Raw genomic sequence first — 23,612 nt, 5'->3', positions numbered from 1 at the left:
TATCAGCCCTCCAATTCAAAGCGGTAATCTTCTACCACCGTATTGGCAAGCAGCTTTTCGCACATCGCCTTGATACGGGCTTCCGCCTCGAAACGGTCGTTGGTATCCAACTGAATTTCCATATACTTGCCGATCCGGACGCTGTCCACTTCCCTGAAACCCATGGAATGCAGCGCGCCTTGTACGGCAACCCCCTGCGGATCAAGTACACTTTGCTTGATGGTGACATAAACGCGAGCTTTCATCATTTCCTCGTGTTCCTCCTAGTGTTGGATTGAGCGGCGATGCCGCGAATGATTAATACAAAAGATTACTTAAGTTCCTGGCCGGTCAACCGGCTAAAAATTTCACGGTAACGCCGGGTTGTTTCCTCGACCACTTGCGTTGGCAGCGGATCAGGCTGGCTGTTCTTGTCCCAATCCGAACCGGCCAGATAAGTCCGAACCGGTTCTTTGTCCATGCTATCGATTTCGATATCGAGCGCATAGTTTTCTTTTGCCCAGAAGCGGGAAGCATCCGGCGTAAAAATCTCGTCGATCAGGATCAGTTTATCGTCAATCAGGCCAAATTCCAGTTTGCAATCCGCCAAAATAATGCCGCGTTTCTCGCAGTAATCACGGGCGAAGCCGTACAGCTCCAAGCTTCGGTCGCGAAGCTGTTCGGCCAAATCCGCGCCTACCAGCTCCGACATCGCCGCGAACGAAATATCTTCGTCGTGTCCGACATCGTTTTTGGCCGCCGGGGTGAAAATCGGCCGCTCCAGCTTGCTGTTCTTGCGGAGTCCTTCCGGCAGCTTGATCCCGTTGATTTCGCCGCTGCTCTCATACTGGCGCCAGCCTCCCCCGGTGACGTATCCGCGGACGACGCATTCGATATCGATCCGCTGCGCTTTGCGGGTCACCATAACCCGGTTTCTAAGCGCGTCCCGATGCTCTTTCGGCACGATATCGCCAAGTCGTTCAACATCCGTATTAATCACGTGATTGTCCATCAAATCCCGGGTCTGCTCGAACCAATACGCGCTGAGCCGATTCAGCACATTGCCCTTGTCGGGTACGGCCGGTTCCAGCACGTAATCGAATGCGGAGATTCGATCCGTCACCACGATCAAATAATATTCCCCCAGATCGTAGAGTTCCCGGACCTTGCCTTTGTAAAGCAACGGAGCCTGGATCAGTTCGGCCGCCGTGGAAATTGCCGGTGTTGACATGTTCGCTTCCTCCTGTCTCCTTCTTCTCCCATAAGTTCAAGAGATAACGGTAAAAAATATCCCTACTTCAAGCCTTTTCTCAACTTAACGGCCGTTTGGGCCTAACGCCGATCAAAAACGCTGCATCGGGCAAAATAACGATATTTTTTATCGCTATTTCAAAAACACAGAGCCGGACGGCCGAGGAGGGGATCCATAGCAATCCCCCCGATTCAGGCTGTCCTCGCGCTCCTACTTTTCAACCAATCCCAGCTTGCGGAAAATCGTATCGACATGCTTCAAATGCCATGCCGGGTTAAAAGCGTCGTCGATTTCTTCCTTGCTCAGTACCGAGGTGATTTCCGGCGTCTCTTCGACGATATCGCGGAATTGGCGCTGAGTCTCCCAAGCCTGCATCGCGCGCGGCTGTACGGTATCGTAAGCCTGCTCGCGGCTGAAGCCTTTATCGATCAGCTTCGTCAAGAGGCGGCCGGAGAACGGTACGCCGAACGTACGTCCCATATTGCGCTTCATGTTTTCCGGGAACACCGTCAGATTTTTCACGATATTGCCGAAGCGGTTCAGCATGTAATTCAGCAACATCGTCGCATCCGGCAAGATAATGCGCTCCACCGAGGAGTGCGAAATGTCGCGCTCATGCCACAACGGCACATCTTCGTAAGCCGAGATCATATGGCCGCGGATGACGCGGGAGAGGCCGGAGATGTTCTCGCAACCGATCGGGTTGCGTTTGTGAGGCATTGCGGACGAACCCTTCTGCCCCTTCGCGAAAGCTTCTTCCACCTCGCGGAATTCGCTCTTTTGCAAGGCGCGGATCTCGGTCGCGAACTTATCGAGCGACGTGGCGATCAGCGCCAGCGTCGCCATGTATTCCGCATGGCGGTCACGCTGCAGCGTTTGCGTGGAAATCGGCGCCGGGCTTGTGCCGAGCTTGGCGCAAACGAACTCCTCGACGAACGGATCGATGTTTGCGTAGGTGCCGACCGCGCCGGAGATTTTGCCGTACTGCACATTGTCCGCCGCGCGGCGGAAACGCTCCAGATTGCGTTTCATTTCTTCGTGCCAGAGCGCCATTTTGAGCCCGAAGGTGGTCGGTTCCGCATGTACCCCGTGCGTGCGTCCCATCATCGGCGTATCTTTATAAGCCAGCGCTTTGTCGCGTAGTATTTCGATAAAGTTCACGATATCTTTTTCCAGAATTTCATTCGCTTGTCTCAGCAAGTAACCCAGCGCCGTATCTACGACATCGGTCGAAGTCAGGCCGTAATGCACCCACTTCCGCTCCGCTCCCAGGCTCTCCGATACGGCCCGCGTAAACGCGATAACGTCGTGGCGGGTTTCCTGTTCGATTTCATAAATCCGGTCGATGTCAAAAGTCGCGTTTTGCCGCAGCAGCGCTACGTCTTCCTTTGGAATAATGCCCAGTTCCGCCCAAGCTTCGCATGCGCAAATTTCAACTTCGAGCCAGGCTTTGAACTTGTTCTCCTCGGTCCAAATGGCTCTCATTTCCGGTCTGCTGTAACGTTCGATCATGAGTCTTGATTCCTCCAAATCTTGGTTTGCTGTATAAAATCCAGTCCGTCCCGTACATCCCCGCACAGTAAATTAATATGCCCCATTTTGCGTTTGGGGGCCGAGCCGTTCTTTCCATATAAGTGTACTTTCGGGATCACGTTAAATCCAGTCATTGCCGAAGATTCCGTCCCGCCAAACCAATCGCCGCTTGCCACGGCTTCCGTCACCGCCTCCATATGCTCGCCGAGCACATTGACCATCACGACCGGCGTCCGCAGCGACGTTTCGCCCAACGGAAGATTGCATACCGCCCGCACATGCTGTTCAAACTGCGAGGTGGCGCACGCCTCCATCGTGTAGTGGCCCGAATTATGCGGGCGCGGCGCCAATTCATTGACGTACAGCTTGCCGTCTTCCGTCAAAAACATCTCCACCGCAAGCAGTCCGACCGCTTCCATCGATTCGGCGATCCGGGCACCCAGCCGCTCCGCTTCCCTTTGCACCGCTTCGTCCACCCGGGCCGGAACGATGGACACATGCAGTATGTTATCCACATGAATGTTCTCCGCAACCGGGAACGTGACGATTTCGCCGCGCGGGCTGCGGGCCGCGATGACCGACAGTTCCTTCACGAACGGAACGAACTGCTCCAGCACCAGCTCCGTCCCAGCCCGGCTCAACTCGGCATAGGCCGGGCCGATCTCGCCTTCAGACCGGAGGACCCATTGGCCCTTGCCGTCATAACCGCCGGTTGCCGTTTTCAACACGGCCGGCAGGCCCAGCCTGGACACGGCGGCCCGCAGGTCCGCCTCGCTGCCGATCTCCGCATACGGCGCCACCTTCACGCCAGCCGCCTCGACCGCACGCTTCTCGCGCAGCCGGTGCTGAGTCGTATAAAGCAGGCGGCTGCCTTGCGGCACGTACGACTGCTCCTCCAGCAGCGCGGCCACACCGGCGTCCACGTTCTCGAACTCGTACGTGATGACATCCGCACGCTCCGCCAGTGCCCGGGCTGCCTCCTTGTCGGCATATCCCGCAACGATCTGATCCGCGACTTGTCCGCACGGCGACTCCTGCGTCGGATCCAGCGCGATGAAGCGGTAGCCGAGGTTGCTACCGGCCAAAGCCATCATCCGGCCTAGCTGGCCGCCGCCGAGCACGCCGATCGTGGAGCCCGGAGCAATCACCGGGGCCTCTTTCTTCGGAGCGCCCCCGCCAATGCCAGGCCCATTCCGCCGTTCTGCCGCGCTCATTGTCCCTCCGCTCCGAGCACCAGCTCGCTGCTACTTTTCAGCACCGCGTCGCGCAAGTTGTCGCGGCGCTCCTGCAACCGGACGGCCAGCTTCGAATCGAACGCGCCCAGCATCTGAGCCGCCAGCAATCCGGCGTTAATCGCACCCGCTTTGCCGATCGCCACAGTCGCCACCGGGATGCCTCCTGGCATCTGCACAATCGAGAGCAACGAATCCAGGCCGTTCAACGCCGCCGATTTGACCGGAACGCCAATGACCGGAAGTACGGTTTTCGCTGCAACCATGCCGGGCAAATGAGCCGCTCCCCCGGCGCCGGCGATAATGACCTTCAGCCCGCGTCCGGCCGCGTTTTCCGCAAATTCAAACATGAGATCGGGCGTGCGATGAGCCGACACCACCTGTTTTTCATAAGGGACTTCCAGTTCCTCCAATACCGCGCATGCGTGGGACATCGTCTCCCAGTCCGATTTGCTCCCCATGATTACCGCAACCTGTGCTGACATTGATAAAACCCACTTTCTATATTTAATCGCGTTCCGGAAACTATCCCGGCCCGGGCAAACAAGTAACTCCACAGCCGCCGTTAAGCGGCGTAATACGTTGCAATTTGCTTCCTTCGTTCCAATAAAAAAAAGTCCGGGACACCATGAAAATAACATGTATTTTCAAAGATCCGGACCCGGGTGTGAACGCGCCGTTGCCGCTTCGACCTGCGATCCCCCAAAACTTTCACTCACTGGGGTCATCGTCAAATAAGGTGTCCGCGTGGAGCAACTTATCTTGAAATGGATGTTTAAAAGTCATCTATGCTTAGTGCCGCAAGTCCTGACTTTTAACCTGCACTCAAAATGACGTATTCACTCGTAGTCCGAAAATTTACGGTTCTCAGGTAGAAACTTCCGGGCCTTATCCCCGGCTTTATACGAGATAACTAACTATTCAACTGATATTGCGGTTTCCCGCCGTTCTCCTCTAGTGTACCAATCCCGGACAAAGGATGTCAACTAAAACACGAACATTAAAATAATGCCAAATCCGAATGTTCGTCTTTAGCTCATGGTGGTGACTTAAAGACTGTTACCCTTGCCCACCAGCTTGTCTTATTTGCCGCCGAAACTGCTCCCTCCATTCTAACGGACACAGGAGCCGTTAAATCGCAAAAAAAACCACATTTCCTGCGCTAACGGACACAGAGGACCTTAATTGCCTTTCCGAGCCCAAAATAGCGCTCATTTCCCTAACTTAAGAGCCCTGGTGTCCGTTAGATTATGAAATCAACATTTTCGTGCTGTTTAAGGGCTTCCATGTCCGTTACATAAGCTATGCTGCCGCAAAACTACAAAAAAAGGAACACCGATCACCGGCGTTCCTTCCGACTTTGATATTTATTTGATGACGAGCACAGGAATGCGCGCATGCTGAACGACGTTATGGCTAACGCTGCCGAGCACGAATTCGCGGATGCCGCCAAGGCCGCGGCTGCCGATGATAATGACGTCGTTGTCGTGCTTTTTCGCGTAATCGAGAATTCCTTCCGCCGGAGCTCCCTGGATCAGCTCCACCTTGGCGGTTACGCCAGCTGCTTCCAGGCGGTTTTTCGCTTCTTCCACCGTTTTCTCGGCCAATTCGTAAAAATCCTGATTAACCGAAGCTGGCACAGGCGCGAACCCCTCAGCTACATAAAACCGCGGAAAATCAAACACGTGCAACACCTCAAGACTCGCTCCCGGCGAGACCTTAACCAATTCGATCGCCTTATCAAGCGCTTTGTTGGAAGCTTTGGAACCGTCATAGGCGGCTACAATTTTAGAAAATAACATAGGAAAGCACCCCTCTTCTCTAAAAGTATGTACACCATTAAACCCTATAAATCCGGAATGAAACGAAGGCTGTACTGAATGTCGATGAAGTTCAGGTTAAAAAATAACCGTAAAGCACGGCGTTCAAAAGAAGCAGCAGCGGAACCCCGATCCGGAAACTTGCGTGTTTCGTTTTGTGGCGTTTCATGTTCATGGCCAGCAATATCCCCAGCGCTCCGCCGATGGCGGCGAGCAGGAACAGCGTCTTTTCGGGAATGCGTTCTTTCCTCTGCCTGGCGCGCCGTTTGTCGTCGGACATGACGATATATGCCACAACATTGATAAAAATAAACCAGACCAATAGCCCCGTCCTCATGTCGACCGCCCCCTCATACCCGGCTTCCTTGGCATCAGCCTTACTGACTCTATTATACTGCTAATGCTTGTATTAAAAAAGCTCCCCTCCCGGGGAGCTCACAATCAGTTACGATTCCTGCTTCGAAATCTCATTCAGGCTCGGAGGCCGATCCGCCTGCTTCTTGGGCTTCAGCGAAACGGTTTCCTCCAGAATACTTGATTTATTCTGCCGGTTTTGGGTCTTCTCTGCTTTGTTGTACGGCATAAGATCACCTCCCGGGTTTTAGCATCCCGAGCGCTTTCGCCTTTTATGCGGAATGGAAGTATCGGATACCGCATGCGGAAGCAGGTCTCCGGCCTCCTTTCACGCTATAGGGATCATCAGTCTCCCTTTTTCTCCATGGCGGCCTTAAGCAATTCTCCCAGGTTGGAGCCGAGCGTTTCCTGCTTTGCGTATTGCTGGACCAGCTTCTGCTGCTCCCGCTTGTTCACGTGCTTGGAATCCTTATTTACAGTTTCGGTAATGCCGCAAGGCAGACACTGGACGTAAAGCCCGGCCTTGCCTTCCTTCAGCTCCATCTTCTTATGGCACTGCGGGCAGCGGCGGTTGGAGAGACGTTTTTCTCCGGACCGGCGGTAGCCGCAGTCCTCGCTCGGACAAATGAGCAGCAGGCCCCGTTTCGATTTCTTCTCGAGCAGGCGCGTCCCGCAATCCGGACAATGGCTGTTCGATACATTGTGCGGCTTGTACGAAGCCTCGCTGTTCTTGACTCCACGCACGAGGCTCACGGCCATTTCCCGGATCCCGCCGAGGAACGGCTCCGGTTTGCCTTGCCCGCGGGCGATCCGCTCCAGCTCCGACTCCCATTTCGCCGTCAGTTCCGGCGACCGGAGATCGGCGGGAGCCAGCTCGATTAACTGCTTGCCCTTGCCCGTAGGATGCAAGGCGGAACCCTGACGATCGATCGTGTCGGAGCTCACCAGTTTCTCGATGATGTCCGCGCGCGTCGCCGGCGTGCCGAGCCCGTGTTTCTCCATCTGGGTGAGCAGTGCAGCCTCCGTATACCGCTTCGGCGGCTGAGTTCGCCCGCTTTGGATGCGGCAACGTTTTACCGTGACGGTTTCGCCTTCCTTCAGCTCCGGCAGCGAAGCCTTGCCGTTCTCCTCCCGGTCTTCCCGGTCATCGTCCTCGTCCGACTCGTCGATCGCCTGCCCGTCATAAACGGCTCTCCATCCGTTGTCCTTGACGGTAACGCCCTTGGCATGCAGCTTCTCCCCGTCAACGTCCAGAACGACGGCAACGCTGTCGAACCGGGCCGGCGGATAGAACAGACTGATAAAACGCCGTACGATCAAGTCATACAGCTTGCGTTCTTCCGTGTTTAAAGCATTTAATATGACGGTCTGCTCCGTCGGGATAATCGCATGGTGATCGCTGACTTTACTGTCATCCACGATCCGTTTGCTTACCGGCAGCGGCTTCCTTAGCAGCGGTCTCGCAAGCGGGGCATAAGGCCCGATGGCAACGCTGGTCAAGCGCTCCTTCAGCGTATCGACCATATCCGTGGTCAGATAACGCGAATCCGTACGCGGATAAGTAACCAGCTTGTGTTGTTCATACAACCGCTGCAGCACATTGGACGTTTGCTTTGCCGAAAAACCCAGCAGACGGTTGGCATCCCGCTGCAGCTCGGTCAAGTCGTATGCCTGCGGGTGCGGCACCTGCTTCTCGCTCTTGTTCAGCTTGAGAATTTTGCCGCTGCGGCCTTCCAGCTTCCGCTGCAAGCTCGCGGCCTTGTCCGCATCGAAGATGCGGGAGTCGCCGCCGTTTCCGCGCCATACGGCTTCGAAGGAGCCCAAATCGGCGCGGACCACTTGATACTCCTCCGACTGGAAGGAGAGAATCTCGCGCTCGCGCTGCATGATCATGCCCAGCGTCGGCGTCTGCACGCGTCCGGCCGACAGCGGGGCGCCGAATTTGCAAGTCAGCGCCCGCGTCACGTTCAGGCCGATCATCCAGTCGGCCTCGGCCCGGCAGCGCGCCGAATGGTACAGCCGCTCGAACTGCGCGCCCGGCTTCAGCGAAGCGAAACCTTCCTTGATCGCCTTGTCCGTTTGCGAAGAGATCCAAAGGCGTTGGAACGGCTTGTTCCATTTCGCCATCTCCATAATCCATCTCGCGAGCAGTTCCCCCTCCCGCGCCGCGTCCGTTGCGATAATCAGCTCGCCGATGTCCTGGCGGCGCATAAGCTGCTGTACCGCTTTATACTGATGGCTGCTCTCCCGCAGCACCTTCAGTTTCATTTTTCCGGGAAGAATCGGGAGATCCTCCAGGGACCACGTCCCGAATTTGCCGTCATAATCCTCGGGTTCAGCCAGTCCGACCAAATGGCCGAGCGCCCAGGTCACTACATACTTCGGTCCCTCAAAATGACTCTTATGCTTATCGCGGCTTCCCATCACCCGTGCGATTTCCCTTGCAACGGACGGTTTCTCCGCCAATACCAACGTTTTCATAAATGTAATGATGCACTCCTTTCTTTCCTGCCTACATTATAGCATCCCCGCAGGCTCCCTGCCCTCGCCCGGACATTCGCGTATCATCTTTCTGTTTAAAAGATCAATGCGATAGCAAAAGTCATATCAACCTATGTATTGCATCCATCCGTCATAGCTTCACGGCCCCACATAGAGACCGAGGCGGAAGTGCAATAATACTACTGTCACCCGAATATGAACCGGAGTCAGTATTGAATCGACGTAGATACGGACAAGCCGTTCGTCGTGACCGAGGTGGAAGCGGAGGAAAAATTAACGACCTCAATCGTCACGGTCACCCCGATGACAAGCGCGCTGTTGATCGTTAAATTCGCCGCGCTTAACGAGCTCAATCCGCCCCTTTGCAATACGCCGTTAATATAAAGGTTGTAATATCCGTTCGGTCCCGGCACCACAAGCCCGCCCGCAGGAACGGCTGCTCCGCTGTCATTCGTAAAGCTGGCCGCCGGGATCACGGTAGTGCTACCAAGGATATTTCCCAACACGACCGTAGCCGTGTATCGGTTTACCGTCGGAACCGTGCTTGTGTTCGTCGAAGTATTCAATGTACCGGTCACGATGCTCTGAGCATTTAAATGCAGCTTGATCACCGGCATGGGGATTCCTCCTTTTCATCCATTTCGAATAGTGTCGCAGCGTTTAATATACTGTATGGAGCCATCCGTTAATTGCTTGGACACATCGCGCAAAAAAGGCCGAACTCCCTCCCTGTCGACCTAAATCCCTATTACGTTTAAATACCGCTTGGAAAAAGTTCGGAATGCTGTTACAATTCAAAATAACACCTGGTATTAGTAACAGGTACTAAATCGATTAATAAAGGAGCGATACGCCTTGACCCCGATTTCAAAAGCCCGGATTACCGCACTTGGAACGTATGTGCCTGAGAAGATACTCCGTAACGAAGATCTGGAGCGGCTCGTCGATACGAATGATGCATGGATTGTCCAACGCACCGGCATTAATGAGAGGCATATCGCCGCCGATAATGAGTTTACGTCGGATTTATGTGTTCGGGCCGCTGAAAATCTGCGCGATACGCATAACGTTAGCCTGGATGACGTCGATCTCATCATCGCTTCAACAACGACGCCCGACTATTCCTTTCCTACCGTTTCCTGCAGGATCCAGAAACACTTCGGAATGGAAAACGCCGGGGCCATTGATCTGAATGCCACCTGTGCCGGCTTTACTTATGCACTTCACATGGCTAACGGAATGATCAGCTCGGGCCTCCATAAGAAGGTGCTGGTCGTCGCCGGAGAAACGATGTCCAAAATTACGGACTACACCGACCGCAGCACCTGCATTTTGTTCGGCGACGGAGCCGGAGCCGCCCTTGTGGAATACGCTCCCGATCAGCCGGGGTTTGAATCGGCCATCATGGGAACCCAGGGAAGCGGCGGCATCCAAGTTTACCGTTCCGGCCTGTCGTCCCGAATGGACGGTACCGAGTTGGAGGGCGAAGGCCGGATCGTCCAGAACGGACGCGAAGTGTTCAAATGGGCGGTTCGCACCGTATCGGCCGGCATTGACCGCCTGCTTGAGCAAGCTGGAGTCACGCTGGACGATATCGACTGGTTCGTTCCGCACAGCGCAAACTTGAGAATGATCGAGTCGATCTGCGAAAAAAGCGGCATTCCTTTGGCCAAAACTCTGCAAAGCGTGCAGGATATGGGCAATACTTCCTCTGCATCGATTCCGCTCGCTCTTCAGGCCGGCATTCAGGCAAAACAATTAAACCCCGGCGACCGGATTTTACTGTACGGGTTTGGCAGCGGCTTGACGCACTGCGGTCTGATCGTCACTTGGGGCTAACTAGTTAAACTCCCGGAACAACACAAATGTATACTCATATTTGCTAAAAGGATACTTGAAGGTCAGCACCAAACCCGCGTCCTCAATTTTTACCGATCTCAAGGCGGGGGTTTTGATCCGGCAGTGAACCAGGCGGGAGACGGCCCGCCGGTCATGCCGGCGTATCGCGCTGGCTAGTGAAGGCGCATATCGTGACCGGCAGACCAGTTCCCGGAAAAAAGGAAGCAGTGCGCGGGCAATCAGCCGATGTACCTTCGGATTGAAATTGAACTGTACTTTCCCCGGCGGAATCGTAATTCCGCAAGAATAGTAAGACCCTAGGGTTTTAAAAGATATAAAGTAACCGATCCCGTTGGTCCCCATACCGTGGTCTGCAATCCGCGGATCAACCCTGCATAACAACTTTCGCATGCGGTCCAAATCGGCGCCGATCACCGCATGGCTCCAAGCGTCGGCAAACCCCTGACTGCTAACTATCGCCTTATAAAACGGCAGCATTCCGAACGCCACCTTGCGCAAAAGCCCTGCTGTGGGAAGCCGTCTTTTCAACCTGCGCCGCGAAATTCTCCGCTTGCAAATCCTGTACTTCTGCATATTTATCCTCTCCCTTTGGAAGCTTGGACGTGCTCCTATGTGCAATTCCTTATTGCATCGTATGCATGCGCCCGCTTCCGGGGGTGGGCGTTTGTCCATATCGGCTTCGAATCACATCTTTCGTGACTGGACAAATATATTTGAACGTTGGTATGCTTATCGCTAAACGAGCCAAACGAAAAGGAGATTTCAAACGCCGTGCCAACGATTAGACGTTTATTGACCGAACAGGATTTTCAGGAAGCGCTGGACCGGCAGCTCCGCATCCGCGTTTTCCGCAACGACCATATGGTGGATAACGACACGCTGATCATCCGCTTTACCGATGAGACCGTGATTACGCAAACGGGCGTAAGTGAATTAACATACCATTCCCGCAGGGATAGCCAGTTTTTCGAGTTAAAAAAATAAATGCGGGTTGTGACCCGGTCCATTAAAAAAGACGCCTAGAGGCGTCTTTTTTTTGGCATATCTATCTATCACATTCTCGGGTAGTACCGGACTTGATTAAGCCGATTCTTTTAGCGTGCCAAGCTCCGGCTCTGCGGCCGGGGTTTCTTTTCCGTAACGGATAAAAATCCACACCCCGCACAAAATGACGACCCCTGCAATCATTTGCAACCAGGTCAAGCTTTCCTTAAGCAGCATCCACGCCAGCAAAGAGGCGAATACCGGCTCGCCCAGAACAGCCATGGAGACGGCGGAGGCGCTGATAAACTTCATCAGCCAGTTGAACAAATAATGGCCGAACAGGGTCGGCACGATGGCCAGAAGCAAATATATCCCCCATTCTCTCGGCGCATAACCGGTAAACTCAAATCCGCGGGCGGCGTTATACCCCGCAAGTAACGTCGCTGCGGTGAAGAACACCCAGAAGTTATAGACGAATGCGCTCATGTTCGAAAGAAGCTTTTTCCCGACAAGCATATGGGCCGCTACCGCGACCGTGCCCAGCAAAGACAGCAAGTCGCCCTGTAGCGCCGTACCGGACAGTTTGAAATCGCCCGAGCCGATAGCCACGGAACCGATCAGAGCCAAAGCCATTCCCGCCAGCATGGCCCGGTTTACTTTTGCGCCGAACAGAAAGAAAGAACCGAGCATGACGAGAATCGGCTCCAGCGTGAGGATTACGGTCGAGCTTGCCACCGTGGTCAGACGCAGGGAAGCCATCCAGAAGAGAAAGTGAAGCCCGAGCATCGCCCCGGCTAACAACAATCCCTTCCATTGCTTCGAAGTTAAGGAGAACATCTCCTTCCGGTACTTCCACACCATCGGAAGCATCAGCAAATTCGTCAGATAGAGACGGTACATGCCGACGACGGAAACCTCGGCGGTCGACCAGCGGATAAAGATCGAAGAGAATGAAATTGCGATAATCCCGATGATATAAAGAAACTCGTAAGAGAGAAATGATTTCGATTTGGGGTTCATGATGCTGCTCCCTGTCTTGTATAGTCAAAAGATTTGTGCGGTTCTGACAAACCGCCCCTAATTATAGACTATTGCGGCGAGTTCATTCAATGTTTTTTGAAGAGTTTCGCGGGGTGTGCTACATTGGGAGTAATTTGAGGCCAGAATCAATATCATATCATCACCTTTGATCAAGGAGGCTTTATTTATGAATATCGATCCTGTTGTATCGCCAAAATGGCTGCTCGCCCGGATGTACGAGCCGGATCTCGTCATCGTCGACTGCCGCTTCGCGCTCGGAAACCCGGATGAGGGCAAACAATCGTATCTTGCTTCCCATATTCCCGGCGCCGTCTTCCTTGATGTGGAGAAGGACCTATCGGCGCCGGTCGGGCTCCACGGCGGCCGCCATCCTTTGCCCGACCCGCAGGAGCTTGCCGCCCGGCTGGGACGTGCGGGCATCGGCAACGACACCCGCGTCGTCGCCTATGACGACCAGGGCGGCTTGTATGCTGCGCGGCTGTGGTGGATGCTGCGCTGGCTGGGCCATGACCATGTGTATGTCATGGACGGGGGCTTCGCCGCCTGGCAGGCCGGCGGCTTTCCAGTGACCGACGCGCAGCGCACCCTGGTGCCTGCCGCGTTCGTGCCGAACGTCCGCAGCGGCATGCTCGCGGACGTGGACGAGGTCCGCCGGGCGCTAGGCGATCCCGGCGTCCTGCTGGTGGACTCCCGCGACGCTTCGCGTTACGCGGGAGAACAAGAACCGATTGACGCCAAAGCCGGGCATATTCCCGGCGCGGTCAATCGGTTCTGGAAGGGCGTGCTGGATGACCAGGGGGCCTGGCTGGCGGAGCCTGCGCTCCGCGAGCAGCTCGCCCCGGTCATCCGGGCGCTCGACGATGGCCGCGAAGCCATCGTCTACTGCGGCTCCGGCGTCAGCGCCTGCCCGAACGTGCTGGCGCTGCACCGGCTGGGCTACCCGCAGGCGAAGCTCTATGCGGGGAGCTGGAGCGACTGGGTTAGCTACCCGGACAATCCGGTGGCGACTGGGAATGAAGAGCCTTGCAGCTAAGCCTTATACAAGGATAGCTTGGTAGATATGCCGCTTGGAGTCGAAGGGCTTCGGGCGGTTTTTTGTTATGCCTGCAATTTACGGCGAGGAAAGAAATCGGAACCCCAGGCCTGTTTTTTCGCAGCAATACATGGGCTTGGAGTCAAAGAAGGATTTCTGTGTCGTCATGCCCTTTATAGGGTAGACATAATAAGCAAAACGGAGATGAACCGATATGGCAGATCATCCAACCGGCAAGGATATTTTTCGAAAATGTTGTTCCAGGATTGCCGCGGCCTGCGCGCCTTGCGGATTCAAATATTATAAATCCAGGAGAAGCATGGCCAAACACGTGGGCTCGTTTACCTTCCCTGCGGCACATTGTATTCGCTTTTTCGCATACATTCGGCTCGTTACCTTCCCGCCGGCACATTGTATTCGCTTTTTCGCATACATTTGGCTCGTTTACCTTCCCGCTGGCACAATGTATTCGCTTTTTCGCATACATTCGGCTCGTTTACCTTTCCGACTGCCCAATGTATTCGCTTTTTTGCATACAATCGGCTCGTTTACCTTTCCGACTGCCCAATGTATTCGCTTTTTCGCATACATTCAGCTCGTTTACCTTCCCGCCGGCACAATGTATTCGCTTTTTCGCATACATTTGGCTCGTTTACCTTCCCGCTGGCACAATGTATTCGCTTTTTCGCATACATTCGGCTCGTTTACCTTCCCGCCGGCACAATGTATTCGCTTTTTCGCATACATTCAGCTCGTTTCCCTCCCGCCGGCACAATGTATTCGCTTTTTCGCATACATTCAGCTCGTTTACCTTCCCTGCGGTACAATGTATTCGCTTTTTCGCATACATTTGGCTCGTTTACCTTCCCGCTGGCACATTGTATTCGCTTTTTCGCATACATTTGGTTCGTTTACCTTCCCTGCGGCACATTGTATTCGCTTTTTCGCATACATTCAGCTCGTTTACCTTCCCGCTGGCCCAATGTATTCGCTTTTTCGCATACATTTGGCTCGTTTACCTTCCCGCTGGCACAATGTATTCGCTTTTTCGCATACATTTGGCTCGTTTACCTTCCCGCTGGCACATTGTATTCGCTTTTTCGCATACAATCGGCTCGTTTACCTTCCCGCCGGCACATTGCATTCGCTTTTTCGCATACATTCGGCTCGTTTACCTTCCCGCTATTCCCATCATCATCAAACCAGATCCGGACTTTGGAGCGTACCAATATATTCATAGTATACAACCCGCTGAGATGCCCCTCTTGCCACCGGGCGGAATTTACCTTTATCCACTAATATGCGGCAGTATTTAATGACCGTCATCGTATGCAGTTCCAGCTCCCTCGCGGCATCGGCCGGGCGAAGGACGCGGTGGTGCCGGATGGCTGACCGCATCAGATCGCGCTCGATTTTGGAATAGGCTCTCTCAGCGGTTGTCTTCACAGATTTTCCCGCTGACAAATAAGGAAAGAGAATGTTCCTCAGAGCAGAGAGGATAAAAGATGGATTTTCTTTCAGCTCATCCAGCGAAATATAAAGCACCATGCAGTCCTGTGACTGCAAAAAAAGGCCGCGGTTCAAGTCCATACGGTATTTGCTGCGGTCCTTGCCATGCGAGCCAAAATCCATGATCTCAAATGCAATGCGCGACGCTCCGATTTCCCACAAAATATCCACAAAGTACGATCTGCCGCGCCAGTCCTTAACTTCATATTCCGGGTGCAATCCGTGAAAATGTCCGGCAAGCGGCCACCATACCTGCTCGACAAACAATCGGTTTCCGTAGCCATGACCGCGATTAAGCGCATCGAGCCGCTCTCCCTTCCTTCTTTTAAGATGATGGCATAACCATTGATCATGCTCCTGCTCAAAACCCATTTCCTATCCCCCTCGCTGTGCACGAATATGGTTCCAATACCACAAAACCCCGCCTCCATTCCAAATGGGAAAGGAGACGGGGCATTCTTTGCCACGTTTGCTTTTGTCTATCCATAGTGTGCCACATTTTCATCGGATGGCACAATAGGAAATCGGCAGGATCTTCAGTCCGAGCTAAGAGAAAGGCCACAAAAAAGAGAGAGGAAAAAACAGGGTGAGCCAAAAACTAGGCAGCTGCGGACCGAGAAACCTCTCCACCAAGCCCTCACGAAAGCCTTTCTTTTTTTACAGCAAGAACGATCGCCGTGAACTAAAAGAGGAGCAGTCATCACGATCGAGATTTTCCTTGCCTTAGGAGCAGAATAGGTCCTGGTGGTGCAATTGTTCTGGACGTAAACCTCCATTTTCCCTTTACGGTGCTTGTCGAATCGCTGGCTGCGGTTAATTGACCACCAACAACTTTCACGGCTGAAACCAAGCCTCCACCTTTTCGCTGGCAGCGGGAACATCGCTTCCTTTTTTCCAGACCAGTACGCTATCCCCCGGCTTGCCGTAGTATAGGGCGCTGATCTCTTTGCCGTCGTATCTCTCGCCGTACATATAATTTTCATAATCCAAAGCGCTGTAATAACTGACTGCAATATCCACCTTCGCCTTCGATTTAATGACGGGACGATACGGAACAATGTAAAAGTTACCCTCCTCGTCCATCTCGAATTTGGATAAGTTGGATTCATAACCATCGGTCAGCTTAAAATGATAAGCGATCTTGCCATTCTCCAGCCTGCTTACGTCCGAAATCGCAATGACTTTGGAAGGAACGGGAACGATACTCCATCTGAATAAGCCGATATAACCTATCAGCAATACGCCGCAAGCCAATACGGAAATGACCGCTCCCTTCAGAAAAGACTTCCATTTCGAACGGTTCCAAAACCGCGAAATCTCTTTAATCGCCTCCGCATCTTTGCGGTTCTCCTGCCCCTCATCCCGGGGAATCTGCAACTCAGCCCGCATTTTAGCGAGCTCTTCCCGCAGAGATTCGGAACCCTCCAAATGAGCCTCGATCATGGCTATGGTTTCCTTGCTGCACACCTTGTCGATATATAAGGGTAGCAGATCCCTGACGATGTTGTCATGGATTTTGCTCATGTTCATGCTTCCTCCTTCAGCAGTTCCTGGATTTTTTGTTTCGCACGATAAAAACTCACCCTGGCCCAGCCCTCGCTTTTTTCAAACAATCCGCCGATCTGCGCAAAAGACAACTCCCCGAACACTCTCAAGGTAAATACCTCTTTATAAGGTTCCTTCAACTTGTGCAGCGCCCGATGAACTCTCATGGTCTCGTCCGTTTTCAGCAATGCTTCTTCCGGATTTCCTCCCCCGCTCGCTACAGTCCCCTCTTGTTCCGGTGCATACCGTTTTTGCTTGTCCAGATGGGTAAAATAGGTGTTCTTCGCGATTTGGCAGAGCCAGACGCTGAGCTTGCAGTTGCCCTTGAAGCTGTCGATGCTTTTTAACGCCTTGAAAAACGTCTCTTGGGTGACTTCTTCCGAAAGCGCTTCGTTCCGGCTTAAGGAATACACAAACTGGTACACATCGCGAAAATACTCATTATAGATTTGTTCAAAGTCAGCCACGCTTTCACATCCTCACGACTATATGACCCGCTTAACCGGAATTCGTTACATAAGCTGAGGAAAATCCAAAAGAAGAGCCCGAATAACGGCTCTACTGTTCGATTTTCCCAACCCGTAGTACCTTAGCTTGTTGAAACAACGTTGCTACCGGCTCGTTCTCCTCTGGCAAGGAGATTGATTTTGCCCTTGGTATATTTCCAATGCGGAATTCGAATGATATGGGGTAGCCTATGCAAGCAGCAGTGATTCCAATGATATCAGTCAAAGGAGAGTTCCACTACCATGAAAGCAGCAATTGTCACGAAGGACCAAAACGTTCACATCGAGGATAAGCAGCTTCGTCCCCTGAAGCACGGCGAGGCCTTGGTCCAAATGGAATATTGCGGAGTATGCCACACCGATCTGCACGTCAAAAACGCGGACTTCGGCGACGTGACGGGAAGAGTGCTGGGCCACGAAGGCATCGGCAAAGTCATCGAACTGGGCGAAGGGGTAACCAGTCTCGGTGTTGGCGACCGGGTTAGCATCGCATGGCTGTTCGAGAGCTGCGGACGGTGCGAATATTGCTTGACAGGCCGGGAAACGCTCTGCCGCGAAGTTAAGAACGCGGGATACACCGTAGACGGCGCGATGGCTGAGCAATGCATCGTCACCGCGGATTACGCGGTTAAAGTGCCGGAGCAGCTCGACCCGGCCGCAGCGACGAGCGTCACGTGCGCCGGAGTTACGACCTACAAGGCGGTCAAAGTTAGCGGCATTCAGCCGGGACAGTGGATCGGCATCTTCGGGATCGGCGGCTTGGGCAACCTCGCCGTGCAATATGCCAAGCACGTGTTCAACGCCAAGGTGATTGCCTTCGACATCAGCGACGAGAAGCTGGAGCTGGCACTGAGCGTCGGTGCGGATTATGCCGTGAACAGCCTGAGGGAAGATCCGGCCGACAAGGCCAAGGAGCTGACCAACGGAGCCGGTCTGGACGCCACCGTCGTGACGGCCGTGGCCAAGAAACCGTTCAATCAAGCGATCGACGTAGTCAAGGCCGGAGCACGGGTCGTGGCCGTCGGCCTCCCGACGGACAAAATGGACCTGGATATTCCTCGTCTGGTTCTTGACGGCATTCAGGTCATCGGCTCCCTGGTCGGCACACGCGAGGACCTGAAGGAAGCTTTCCGCTTCGCGGCGGAAGGCAAAGTCGTGCCGATCGTCAGCAAACGTCCGATCGAGGATATCAACCATATCTTCGAAGAGATGGAAGAAGGCAAAATCCAGGGCCGCATGGTCATTGATTTCACCTCCTCTTCCCGATAGAAGAAAGAAACAGGCTATGATGCTTCCAGGCATCATAGCCTGTTTCTTCTTGGTGTTTCTCCTGCGCGCTAAAGCAAAATTACAGCCCGACCCTGATCCTAGCCTAAATTGGATGGGGTTAGCTTTGCTGATACACCGTGGCGGTCAATCTGTCCTCATGGCAAAGAAACATATAATAAATACCTTCCCCGTATTCTTCGAGGTCCTCCCAGTCCAGTTGTCCGATAAAGACCATGCTTTTTGCGCAGCAAGGACAAGCCGGATACTCCGCATCCTGAACCCAGCTTGGATGTCCCCCGATTTGGGAATTATGCTGCGATAACCCTCATTCTGTCGTATAAAACGCGGAACGCGGCTGAGAAGATAGCGTCAGTAATGGGCCTGCCTCCAAATATTCTCCGTCATATTCCTCCGGACTGAGGTCTTGCAGATAATCCGGAATCCGGTTAAATCGGCTCCAGCCCGGAACACCGTTGGAATCGTACTCCATGTAAATTACGCCGTAACAGCCGCATCTCACACAGGTTTGTATCTGAAGCCGATCTTCGGCCAAGTTTAAATAAGACAGCGACGGATGAGCCGTATCCACATCCATCAGCGTATCCAGTTTCCCGCCGCACCACGGACAGTTGCTGTCGGCAGGATTCAAGAAGAGAGCTCCCCCCTCCACTTCTGAGCGGGACGGTTGCTCGCTTTTTTCGATGGCATAAGCAAGACTATGGAACAAATCCCGGCGCTCTCCTTCCGGCGTCAGTTCCCAGCCTGCTTCCCGGGCGTACATCTCCGGTGCGACATATAACCGCTCCGCCCACGACGGTTGGTTGTCCCGCCATTCCCCAAGCCGGCTCACGACCTGCTCGTCTCCGATCCAGCTTAAAGCCAGGAGAATGGTATTCCGGTTATCCGAGTCCCAATCCAACCTCAGGAGCAATTGTTCCCTGACTGGAGCGTCGGCATCTTTGTACAACACTCCGGGATGGAACATTCCGCATTCCATAAGCTTCGGCAAGCCACCAGCAATATTATGGTTTCTATAACAAACCAGTGAGGTTAAAATATCACGGCTCGTCTCCATGTCGCCTGGGAGCATGCTTCAGTTTGAGAATTTCCACGGGGTCGGTTAGACCCTCGAATAGATTTACCGTTTTCCGGTGCGCTTCAATATAAGCCTGCCGTTTTCTCTGTTCTTGTTCTTGAACGCAGGGCATGCAGTACCCGCCTGTTTTGGCCGCCGTCGCAGGCAAAATCGTTGCTTTGCAGCCCTCGCTTTTACAGGGAAGACGTTCGGTCATGAATTTCTCCTCCTTAACAATCTATACAGGAACAAATGTTCCCGAAAGGTATTGACATTCCTTTCGATCAAATATAATATTAATATCAAAATGAACGAAAAAGCGAGAGAAGCACCTCGCAGGACAGGCCGATCGGCCTTTCTTGCAGGTGCTTTTTTGTGCTTTCGTCGCTGAGGAGTTGATCTAGTTGTTGAATCCACGTCGTGGTAAATCTTTCAGTTTGAGAGTCATCATTTTTATGTTTATTTTAAGCTTTATCTTTGGGATAACCGGGCCTTCCTTAGTCCAAGCCTCAGATATCGTATGGAATACCGCATTAAACAATATCGACCGGTTGTATGACGACTTCACGGCCCTGAAAACAGCCAATGCATTAGAAAAACAACAAATCCAGTCCTTGAGCAAAGAGAATAATGACAAGTTAAAAGAGATCAATAGAAACGTGCAGCTCATAGATAAGTCTAAACTGGATCAATTAAAATCGATATCGGATCAGGCTCAGCAGAAATATGGTCCGCTGCTCAAGGAATATACCAACCTTGGAAAAAAAGCGGCCGAAGCAAGGAAACGCAAGGACCAAAAATCGGCCCTACTCTATGATCTCAAACGGAACGCTATCAAAACCTCCGTTAATCAGGCTCGCCAGGAGATTGCCGGCAAGAAGAAAGTCTTAGCCTCTGCAAGGAAACAAGCTACGGCTAAAGCTAAAGTAGTAAAAGATACTTTACTCGGCGTACAAAGCCTCAAGAAGCAAATCACGGCAGAAAACCAACATATTTCGGAGATAAACAAAACCAAATCGGCGGCGGATAAGCGCTATAAAACAGCCGTAAAGCAAGGAAATGCCGTAGCAGCGGCGGCCGAACTTGAGCTAATGGTCGATGCGCTGACTCAAATTCAGGCTTCACAGCAGAAAATCTTTGCCTGGCAGCAAACTATCGCTAACACCCTGAAGCTTGCGGAATCCAGGCTTCCTGAGTAAAAGGCGCTATACCTTAGATTCGGCATACCTGAATATATCCTTAGTACATTCGGCCCGTGATCAAGCTACCTCACCCGATAGTATGAACTACGTTCCCTTCTTGATCGGTAATATGCGTTTTCAGGATATGAACGGCTACTCCCCTTAACGAGGTCAGCTCAAACCGGCTTTCTTTGGGAATCAGTTTGCTTGAGAGCTCCGCGGCCGACTTATCGTCGAGCCTGAAAGTGGTCTCGTTGTCGGTGCCGGTTTCGTAGCCTGCTTCATCTCCGGGCGTGAATACGACCCGGACGTCGCGGCCGACAAGACTCAAATTCTTTCCTTTCAAAATACGGCCGCGGAGCAGTTTACCGACGATTTCGGCTTGTTTGGCCCCTATTTTCAGCGTGGCAGGGGTCTTGCTTAAGAAGCCTTTTTTCGCCGGCTCGAAAGCAAGCTGGTCCACAAACAGAAAGCCGGTATTCGAGCCGTCTCGTTCCATCCCCGCCTGGACTTCCGCAGAAATGGCAGGAACCTCGAGAAGCGATTCCCGTGTCAGATCGGTTATGTATTTAGGCAGATACGTTAATCCGGTCGAGAGAACACCCAAGGTATTCCAGGTTTGCATCGCCGCCAACTCATCACCCGTGATCCCAACCATCTGCAAAAATTCCACGCGGCCGTTCGGCGTATCGATTGCCGGAAGCTGGGGATCTTCCACAAAAGCCAGCGCCGTCAGTTCCGTATCGGCGTCCATGCAAATGGGGCCGTTAGCGTCCAAGTAATCCCCTGCTCTAAAGACATTGCCACTGTTAAACACGTATCTTCCCATATTTTGAAGCAGATTCAGCGCCCATGCAGGCGGCTCTTCTTCCTCGTTCTCCCGGACCAGCCGAAAGGTCAATTCAAACCCATATCCGCTGTCCTCGGCATGCTCCGATTCTTTTTCGTACAACTCCGAAAATCCATATGTCACGAAATGCCAATGGGGAACCGGCTCTTCCGCCTTATACGCACTAATTCCGTCCAAGGGATCCGGCCCCCCTAACGCATAAGAAATAAGCGTCCCGTAATGCTTTGGCTCCTGGTCCCCGTAAATTTTGCCCAACTCCTGATCAATGGCATCCCAGCCTGTTGTTACTTCTGATTCCGCACTCATTATTGTTCCTCCTATTTCTTTTTTCTCTCTTCCAAATGAATTATGATTAATGCCATTATAAAGGAAATTTTGGAAAGCGGGCGTTTCGCGGGTGGTTGTAGTAAAATTTAATGCTTTTGTCCTACTAAAAAACCAGAATATGAATAAAAAAATCAAAATTATCTTGTTGAAGGCACTTTTTTTCATCATCAAGTGTTATAGGGGATAAAAGGCTAAAGGAGGTTTTGACATCGCCGCAGGAATACATGGACTCAGAGGAACTGGAAACGCTGGTTGGCAGCATCCAACAAGGAAACACAAACGAGTATGAAGCGATCGTCAGGATATTTCAGCAGCCGATTTTCCGCTATTGCTACCGTATGTTGAACAACAGGCAGGATGCGGAGGATGCCGTGCAGGATATTTTGGTTAAAGCCTATCAATCGCTGCACCAATACAAGAGAGCGGACCGTTTTTCGGCATGGCTGTATCGGATCGCCTATCATCATTGCTTGAATCTGGTGCGAAGACGCCGCATTCATCATAAGGTGATGACGATCGTTCGGCCTGAAACTACCGCGACAAGCCCTGAACAGAAACTGGATAACGCATTGTATAAGCCTTCATTAGAAGCGGCACTGTCCCGGCTATCGCTGGAGGAACGAAACTTGCTCATTCTGCGGGTGTTTGAAGAGAAAACCTTTGCGGAGATCGGTACCATTTTGAAGGTTAGTCCTAATGCGCTTGTAAAGAGAATGAAGCGGATCCAGCAGAAGGTGCGAAAATCCATGAAATCGAAGGAGGAAATCGTTTGGAACGAACCCGAATTGCCCATGAATACGAAGATATAAAGCAAGCCTCGATTAACGAAGTGATGCCTGAAATCGACGTCACTCGTCAAGTGATGAACCGTATCACAGAAATTGAGGACCGCCGGCATTCGTTCTTGAAAAAAACACTGAGGGGAACTACGGCGTTGGGAGGCGTACTCGCCTTGATTCTGCTGGTCTCCGTTAGCGCCTATGCCGCATCGGAATATATCCAACTCCGTAATCGTGACGGGGTAGTTAAGGTTCAGCATGTCGCATCGGGCGAAACTGCGGCAGGCACGGCAACGGCATATGATAAATACGCAGTACAGGCTCAAAACTTTGCCCAGCCGGGACAATTAATCGCTTATTATATCAAAAGCGGCAGCATCTCCGGAAGTCCGGAGCCTGATTTGCGTTTTGAATATAAAGAGCAGCGGATATCTTCCTATTCCGACTTCATGAAGGAAATCAAACGAACGGGGGCGCCTGACCTTCCTGAAACCGCCATGGATTATTCCTTTGATTACGGAAAGGTGAGCCCCAAGTTTCCAACCAGTGATGAGCAAAAGAAAGACTCCTTCTACCGGGAAGTGTATAGCGATCTTAAGGATCAAGCGGCCAAAGCTTCTTCGGGGGAAAAGGTGTTCATGAAGACCATACCATGGTCGGAACCGTCAAGCATAAACGGAATATATTCAAAAGGCAATGCCCATATCGGCATTTCAGCTACCCTCATGCATGGCGGAAATATGGTTGTGGAGCAGGAGAAAGACAATACGACGGACAAGGTTACGGTCGCCGGAACAGAAGTTGTCTTTAACAGCGTAAATAAAGACTCCATAACCTATCATTACCTGAATTGGTACAACGAAAAGCAAGATGCCTATTACACGCTTTCCAGCTTTGGGGACAAAAGATTAACCAAAGAACAATTTTTACAATTGGCCGAGGAGTTACTGAAGTAAGGGACGTCATAAGAAAAGCCGATAA

The 23,612-nt window shown here is 52.5% G+C and carries 26 protein-coding genes and 1 riboswitch; of the genes, 7 read left to right on the top strand and 19 right to left on the bottom strand.

Features of this window, described 5'->3' with window-relative positions; translation table 11 throughout:
• Positions 1-2: 2 nt before the first annotated feature.
• The 10 genes from purS to ACLB09_RS19245 all read right to left on the bottom strand — a co-directional run bounded on the left by purS (position 3) and on the right by ACLB09_RS19245 (position 9,289).
• Positions 3-248 (bottom strand): phosphoribosylformylglycinamidine synthase subunit PurS, encoded by a 246-nt coding sequence (gene purS, locus ACLB09_RS19290; RefSeq protein ID WP_410771483.1) that lies wholly within the window; start codon positions 246-248, stop codon positions 3-5.
• Between the two features lie 62 nt (positions 249-310).
• Positions 311-1,210 carry a phosphoribosylaminoimidazolesuccinocarboxamide synthase gene (locus ACLB09_RS19285; protein WP_410771482.1) on the bottom strand — a complete coding sequence of 300 codons (900 nt, stop codon included), beginning with the start codon at positions 1,208-1,210 and terminating at the stop codon, positions 311-313.
• A gap of 231 nt (positions 1,211-1,441) precedes the next feature.
• The gene (gene purB, locus ACLB09_RS19280; RefSeq protein WP_410771481.1) at positions 1,442-2,743 is read right to left on the bottom strand and encodes an adenylosuccinate lyase; all 1,302 of its coding nucleotides are present in this window, start codon (positions 2,741-2,743) and stop codon (positions 1,442-1,444) included.
• Positions 2,740-3,978 (bottom strand): 5-(carboxyamino)imidazole ribonucleotide synthase, encoded by a 1,239-nt coding sequence (gene purK, locus ACLB09_RS19275; RefSeq protein ID WP_410771480.1) that lies wholly within the window; start codon positions 3,976-3,978, stop codon positions 2,740-2,742. Before purK ends, purB begins: the two co-directional genes overlap by 4 nt.
• Positions 3,975-4,481 (bottom strand): 5-(carboxyamino)imidazole ribonucleotide mutase, encoded by a 507-nt coding sequence (gene purE / locus ACLB09_RS19270; protein WP_410771479.1) that lies wholly within the window; start codon positions 4,479-4,481, stop codon positions 3,975-3,977. The genes purK and purE overlap by 4 nt, the downstream gene beginning before the upstream one ends.
• Before the next feature lie 341 nt (positions 4,482-4,822).
• Positions 4,823-4,924, bottom strand: a riboswitch (purine riboswitch).
• Positions 4,925-5,363: 439 nt separating this feature from the next.
• Positions 5,364-5,798: a universal stress protein gene (locus ACLB09_RS19265; protein WP_410771478.1), complete on the bottom strand. Its 435-nt coding sequence runs from the start codon at positions 5,796-5,798 to the stop codon at positions 5,364-5,366.
• A gap of 91 nt (positions 5,799-5,889) precedes the next feature.
• Positions 5,890-6,153 carry a DUF1294 domain-containing protein gene (locus ACLB09_RS19260; protein WP_410771477.1) on the bottom strand — a complete coding sequence of 88 codons (264 nt, stop codon included), beginning with the start codon at positions 6,151-6,153 and terminating at the stop codon, positions 5,890-5,892.
• A 108-nt stretch (positions 6,154-6,261) separates the two neighbouring features.
• The gene (locus ACLB09_RS19255; protein WP_410771476.1) at positions 6,262-6,399 is read right to left on the bottom strand and encodes a hypothetical protein; all 138 of its coding nucleotides are present in this window, start codon (positions 6,397-6,399) and stop codon (positions 6,262-6,264) included.
• Positions 6,400-6,515: 116 nt separating this feature from the next.
• Positions 6,516-8,651, bottom strand: a complete 2,136-nt coding sequence (locus tag ACLB09_RS19250) for a DNA topoisomerase III (protein WP_410771475.1) — start codon at positions 8,649-8,651, stop codon at positions 6,516-6,518.
• Between the two features lie 227 nt (positions 8,652-8,878).
• Entirely contained in the window at positions 8,879-9,289 is a 411-nt protein-coding gene (locus tag ACLB09_RS19245) for a DUF4183 domain-containing protein (protein WP_410771474.1), read from the bottom strand.
• Positions 9,290-9,527: 238 nt separating this feature from the next.
• Here ACLB09_RS19245 and ACLB09_RS19240 point away from each other — a divergent pair, with 238 nt between their 5' ends.
• Positions 9,528-10,511: a ketoacyl-ACP synthase III gene (locus ACLB09_RS19240; RefSeq protein WP_410771473.1), complete on the top strand. Its 984-nt coding sequence runs from the start codon at positions 9,528-9,530 to the stop codon at positions 10,509-10,511.
• On the opposite strand, the gene ACLB09_RS19235 is transcribed toward ACLB09_RS19240, so the two are convergent.
• Positions 10,512-11,105 (bottom strand): hypothetical protein, encoded by a 594-nt coding sequence (locus ACLB09_RS19235; RefSeq protein WP_410771472.1) that lies wholly within the window; start codon positions 11,103-11,105, stop codon positions 10,512-10,514.
• Between the two features lie 198 nt (positions 11,106-11,303).
• Here ACLB09_RS19235 and ACLB09_RS19230 point away from each other — a divergent pair, with 198 nt between their 5' ends.
• Complete coding sequence (locus ACLB09_RS19230) at positions 11,304-11,516, top strand: hypothetical protein (protein ID WP_410771471.1); 213 nt, start codon at positions 11,304-11,306, stop codon at positions 11,514-11,516.
• A gap of 96 nt (positions 11,517-11,612) precedes the next feature.
• Here the strand turns inward: ACLB09_RS19230 and ACLB09_RS19225 are convergent, their stop codons facing one another.
• A complete protein-coding gene (locus tag ACLB09_RS19225; RefSeq protein ID WP_410771470.1) occupies positions 11,613-12,536 on the bottom strand; it encodes a DMT family transporter in 924 nt (307 codons plus the stop codon).
• Positions 12,537-12,723: 187 nt separating this feature from the next.
• Here ACLB09_RS19225 and ACLB09_RS19220 point away from each other — a divergent pair, with 187 nt between their 5' ends.
• Complete coding sequence (locus ACLB09_RS19220) at positions 12,724-13,590, top strand: sulfurtransferase (protein WP_410771469.1); 867 nt, start codon at positions 12,724-12,726, stop codon at positions 13,588-13,590.
• A gap of 1,197 nt (positions 13,591-14,787) precedes the next feature.
• On the opposite strand, the gene ACLB09_RS19215 is transcribed toward ACLB09_RS19220, so the two are convergent.
• From ACLB09_RS19215 to ACLB09_RS19205, 3 genes are all read right to left on the bottom strand, one after another.
• Positions 14,788-15,471: a hypothetical protein gene (locus tag ACLB09_RS19215; RefSeq protein WP_410771468.1), complete on the bottom strand. Its 684-nt coding sequence runs from the start codon at positions 15,469-15,471 to the stop codon at positions 14,788-14,790.
• 462 nt (positions 15,472-15,933) lie between these two features.
• On the bottom strand, positions 15,934-16,623 hold the full coding sequence (locus tag ACLB09_RS19210) for a zf-HC2 domain-containing protein (protein ID WP_410771467.1): 690 nt from the start codon (positions 16,621-16,623) through the stop codon (positions 15,934-15,936).
• Between the two features lie 2 nt (positions 16,624-16,625).
• Entirely contained in the window at positions 16,626-17,111 is a 486-nt protein-coding gene (locus ACLB09_RS19205) for an RNA polymerase sigma factor (RefSeq protein ID WP_410771466.1), read from the bottom strand.
• 282 nt (positions 17,112-17,393) lie between these two features.
• Between ACLB09_RS19205 and adhP the strand changes: the two genes are divergently transcribed.
• Complete coding sequence (gene adhP, locus ACLB09_RS19200; RefSeq protein ID WP_410771465.1) at positions 17,394-18,419, top strand: alcohol dehydrogenase AdhP; 1,026 nt, start codon at positions 17,394-17,396, stop codon at positions 18,417-18,419.
• A 118-nt stretch (positions 18,420-18,537) separates the two neighbouring features.
• Here adhP and ACLB09_RS19195 read toward each other — a convergent pair whose 3' ends face one another.
• The 3 genes from ACLB09_RS19195 to ACLB09_RS19185 form a co-directional block, all read right to left on the bottom strand.
• Positions 18,538-18,720 (bottom strand): hypothetical protein, encoded by a 183-nt coding sequence (locus tag ACLB09_RS19195; protein ID WP_410771814.1) that lies wholly within the window; start codon positions 18,718-18,720, stop codon positions 18,538-18,540.
• 24 nt (positions 18,721-18,744) lie between these two features.
• Positions 18,745-19,416 carry a hypothetical protein gene (locus ACLB09_RS19190; protein WP_410771464.1) on the bottom strand — a complete coding sequence of 224 codons (672 nt, stop codon included), beginning with the start codon at positions 19,414-19,416 and terminating at the stop codon, positions 18,745-18,747.
• Between the two features lie 61 nt (positions 19,417-19,477).
• Positions 19,478-19,711, bottom strand: a complete 234-nt coding sequence (locus tag ACLB09_RS19185) for a hypothetical protein (protein ID WP_410771463.1) — start codon at positions 19,709-19,711, stop codon at positions 19,478-19,480.
• A 187-nt stretch (positions 19,712-19,898) separates the two neighbouring features.
• On the opposite strand from ACLB09_RS19185, the gene ACLB09_RS19180 reads away from it, so the two are divergent.
• Positions 19,899-20,693, top strand: a complete 795-nt coding sequence (locus tag ACLB09_RS19180; protein WP_410771462.1) for a hypothetical protein — start codon at positions 19,899-19,901, stop codon at positions 20,691-20,693.
• A 70-nt stretch (positions 20,694-20,763) separates the two neighbouring features.
• On the opposite strand, the gene ACLB09_RS19175 is transcribed toward ACLB09_RS19180, so the two are convergent.
• On the bottom strand, positions 20,764-21,831 hold the full coding sequence (locus ACLB09_RS19175; protein WP_410771461.1) for a suppressor of fused domain protein: 1,068 nt from the start codon (positions 21,829-21,831) through the stop codon (positions 20,764-20,766).
• Positions 21,832-22,055: 224 nt separating this feature from the next.
• Here ACLB09_RS19175 and ACLB09_RS19170 point away from each other — a divergent pair, with 224 nt between their 5' ends.
• Together ACLB09_RS19170 and ACLB09_RS19165 are read left to right on the top strand one after the other, a co-directional pair.
• Positions 22,056-22,661: an RNA polymerase sigma factor gene (locus ACLB09_RS19170; protein WP_410771460.1), complete on the top strand. Its 606-nt coding sequence runs from the start codon at positions 22,056-22,058 to the stop codon at positions 22,659-22,661.
• Positions 22,622-23,587, top strand: coding sequence for a hypothetical protein (locus ACLB09_RS19165; RefSeq protein WP_410771459.1), 966 nt, complete (start codon positions 22,622-22,624; stop codon positions 23,585-23,587). Before ACLB09_RS19170 ends, ACLB09_RS19165 begins: the two co-directional genes overlap by 40 nt.
• Positions 23,588-23,612: the final 25 nt, after the last annotated feature.

The sequence above is a fragment of the Fontibacillus forbon genome, from assembly GCF_046559655.1.
Classification (GTDB): domain Bacteria; phylum Bacillota; class Bacilli; order Paenibacillales; family Paenibacillaceae; genus Fontibacillus.
This window is presented reverse-complemented; position numbering and strand designations above follow the sequence as displayed.

Coding starts and splice junctions, on each gene's coding strand:
- purS (WP_410771483.1), bottom strand. CDS start 248: ATGATGAAAGCTCGCGTTTATGTCACCATCAAGCAAAGTGTACTTGAT.
- ACLB09_RS19285 (WP_410771482.1), bottom strand. CDS start 1,210: ATGTCAACACCGGCAATTTCCACGGCGGCCGAACTGATCCAGGCTCCG.
- purB (WP_410771481.1), bottom strand. CDS start 2,743: ATGATCGAACGTTACAGCAGACCGGAAATGAGAGCCATTTGGACCGAG.
- purK (WP_410771480.1), bottom strand. CDS start 3,978: ATGAGCGCGGCAGAACGGCGGAATGGGCCTGGCATTGGCGGGGGCGCT.
- purE (WP_410771479.1), bottom strand. CDS start 4,481: ATGTCAGCACAGGTTGCGGTAATCATGGGGAGCAAATCGGACTGGGAG.
- ACLB09_RS19265 (WP_410771478.1), bottom strand. CDS start 5,798: ATGTTATTTTCTAAAATTGTAGCCGCCTATGACGGTTCCAAAGCTTCC.
- ACLB09_RS19260 (WP_410771477.1), bottom strand. CDS start 6,153: ATGAGGACGGGGCTATTGGTCTGGTTTATTTTTATCAATGTTGTGGCA.
- ACLB09_RS19255 (WP_410771476.1), bottom strand. CDS start 6,399: ATGCCGTACAACAAAGCAGAGAAGACCCAAAACCGGCAGAATAAATCA.
- ACLB09_RS19250 (WP_410771475.1), bottom strand. CDS start 8,651: ATGAAAACGTTGGTATTGGCGGAGAAACCGTCCGTTGCAAGGGAAATC.
- ACLB09_RS19245 (WP_410771474.1), bottom strand. CDS start 9,289: ATGCCGGTGATCAAGCTGCATTTAAATGCTCAGAGCATCGTGACCGGT.
- ACLB09_RS19235 (WP_410771472.1), bottom strand. CDS start 11,105: ATGCAGAAGTACAGGATTTGCAAGCGGAGAATTTCGCGGCGCAGGTTG.
- ACLB09_RS19225 (WP_410771470.1), bottom strand. CDS start 12,536: ATGAACCCCAAATCGAAATCATTTCTCTCTTACGAGTTTCTTTATATC.
- ACLB09_RS19220 (WP_410771469.1), top strand. CDS start 12,724: ATGAATATCGATCCTGTTGTATCGCCAAAATGGCTGCTCGCCCGGATG.
- ACLB09_RS19215 (WP_410771468.1), bottom strand. CDS start 15,471: ATGGGTTTTGAGCAGGAGCATGATCAATGGTTATGCCATCATCTTAAA.
- ACLB09_RS19210 (WP_410771467.1), bottom strand. CDS start 16,623: ATGAGCAAAATCCATGACAACATCGTCAGGGATCTGCTACCCTTATAT.
- adhP (WP_410771465.1), top strand. CDS start 17,394: ATGAAAGCAGCAATTGTCACGAAGGACCAAAACGTTCACATCGAGGAT.
- ACLB09_RS19190 (WP_410771464.1), bottom strand. CDS start 19,416: ATGGAATGCGGAATGTTCCATCCCGGAGTGTTGTACAAAGATGCCGAC.
- ACLB09_RS19185 (WP_410771463.1), bottom strand. CDS start 19,711: ATGACCGAACGTCTTCCCTGTAAAAGCGAGGGCTGCAAAGCAACGATT.
- ACLB09_RS19175 (WP_410771461.1), bottom strand. CDS start 21,831: ATGAGTGCGGAATCAGAAGTAACAACAGGCTGGGATGCCATTGATCAG.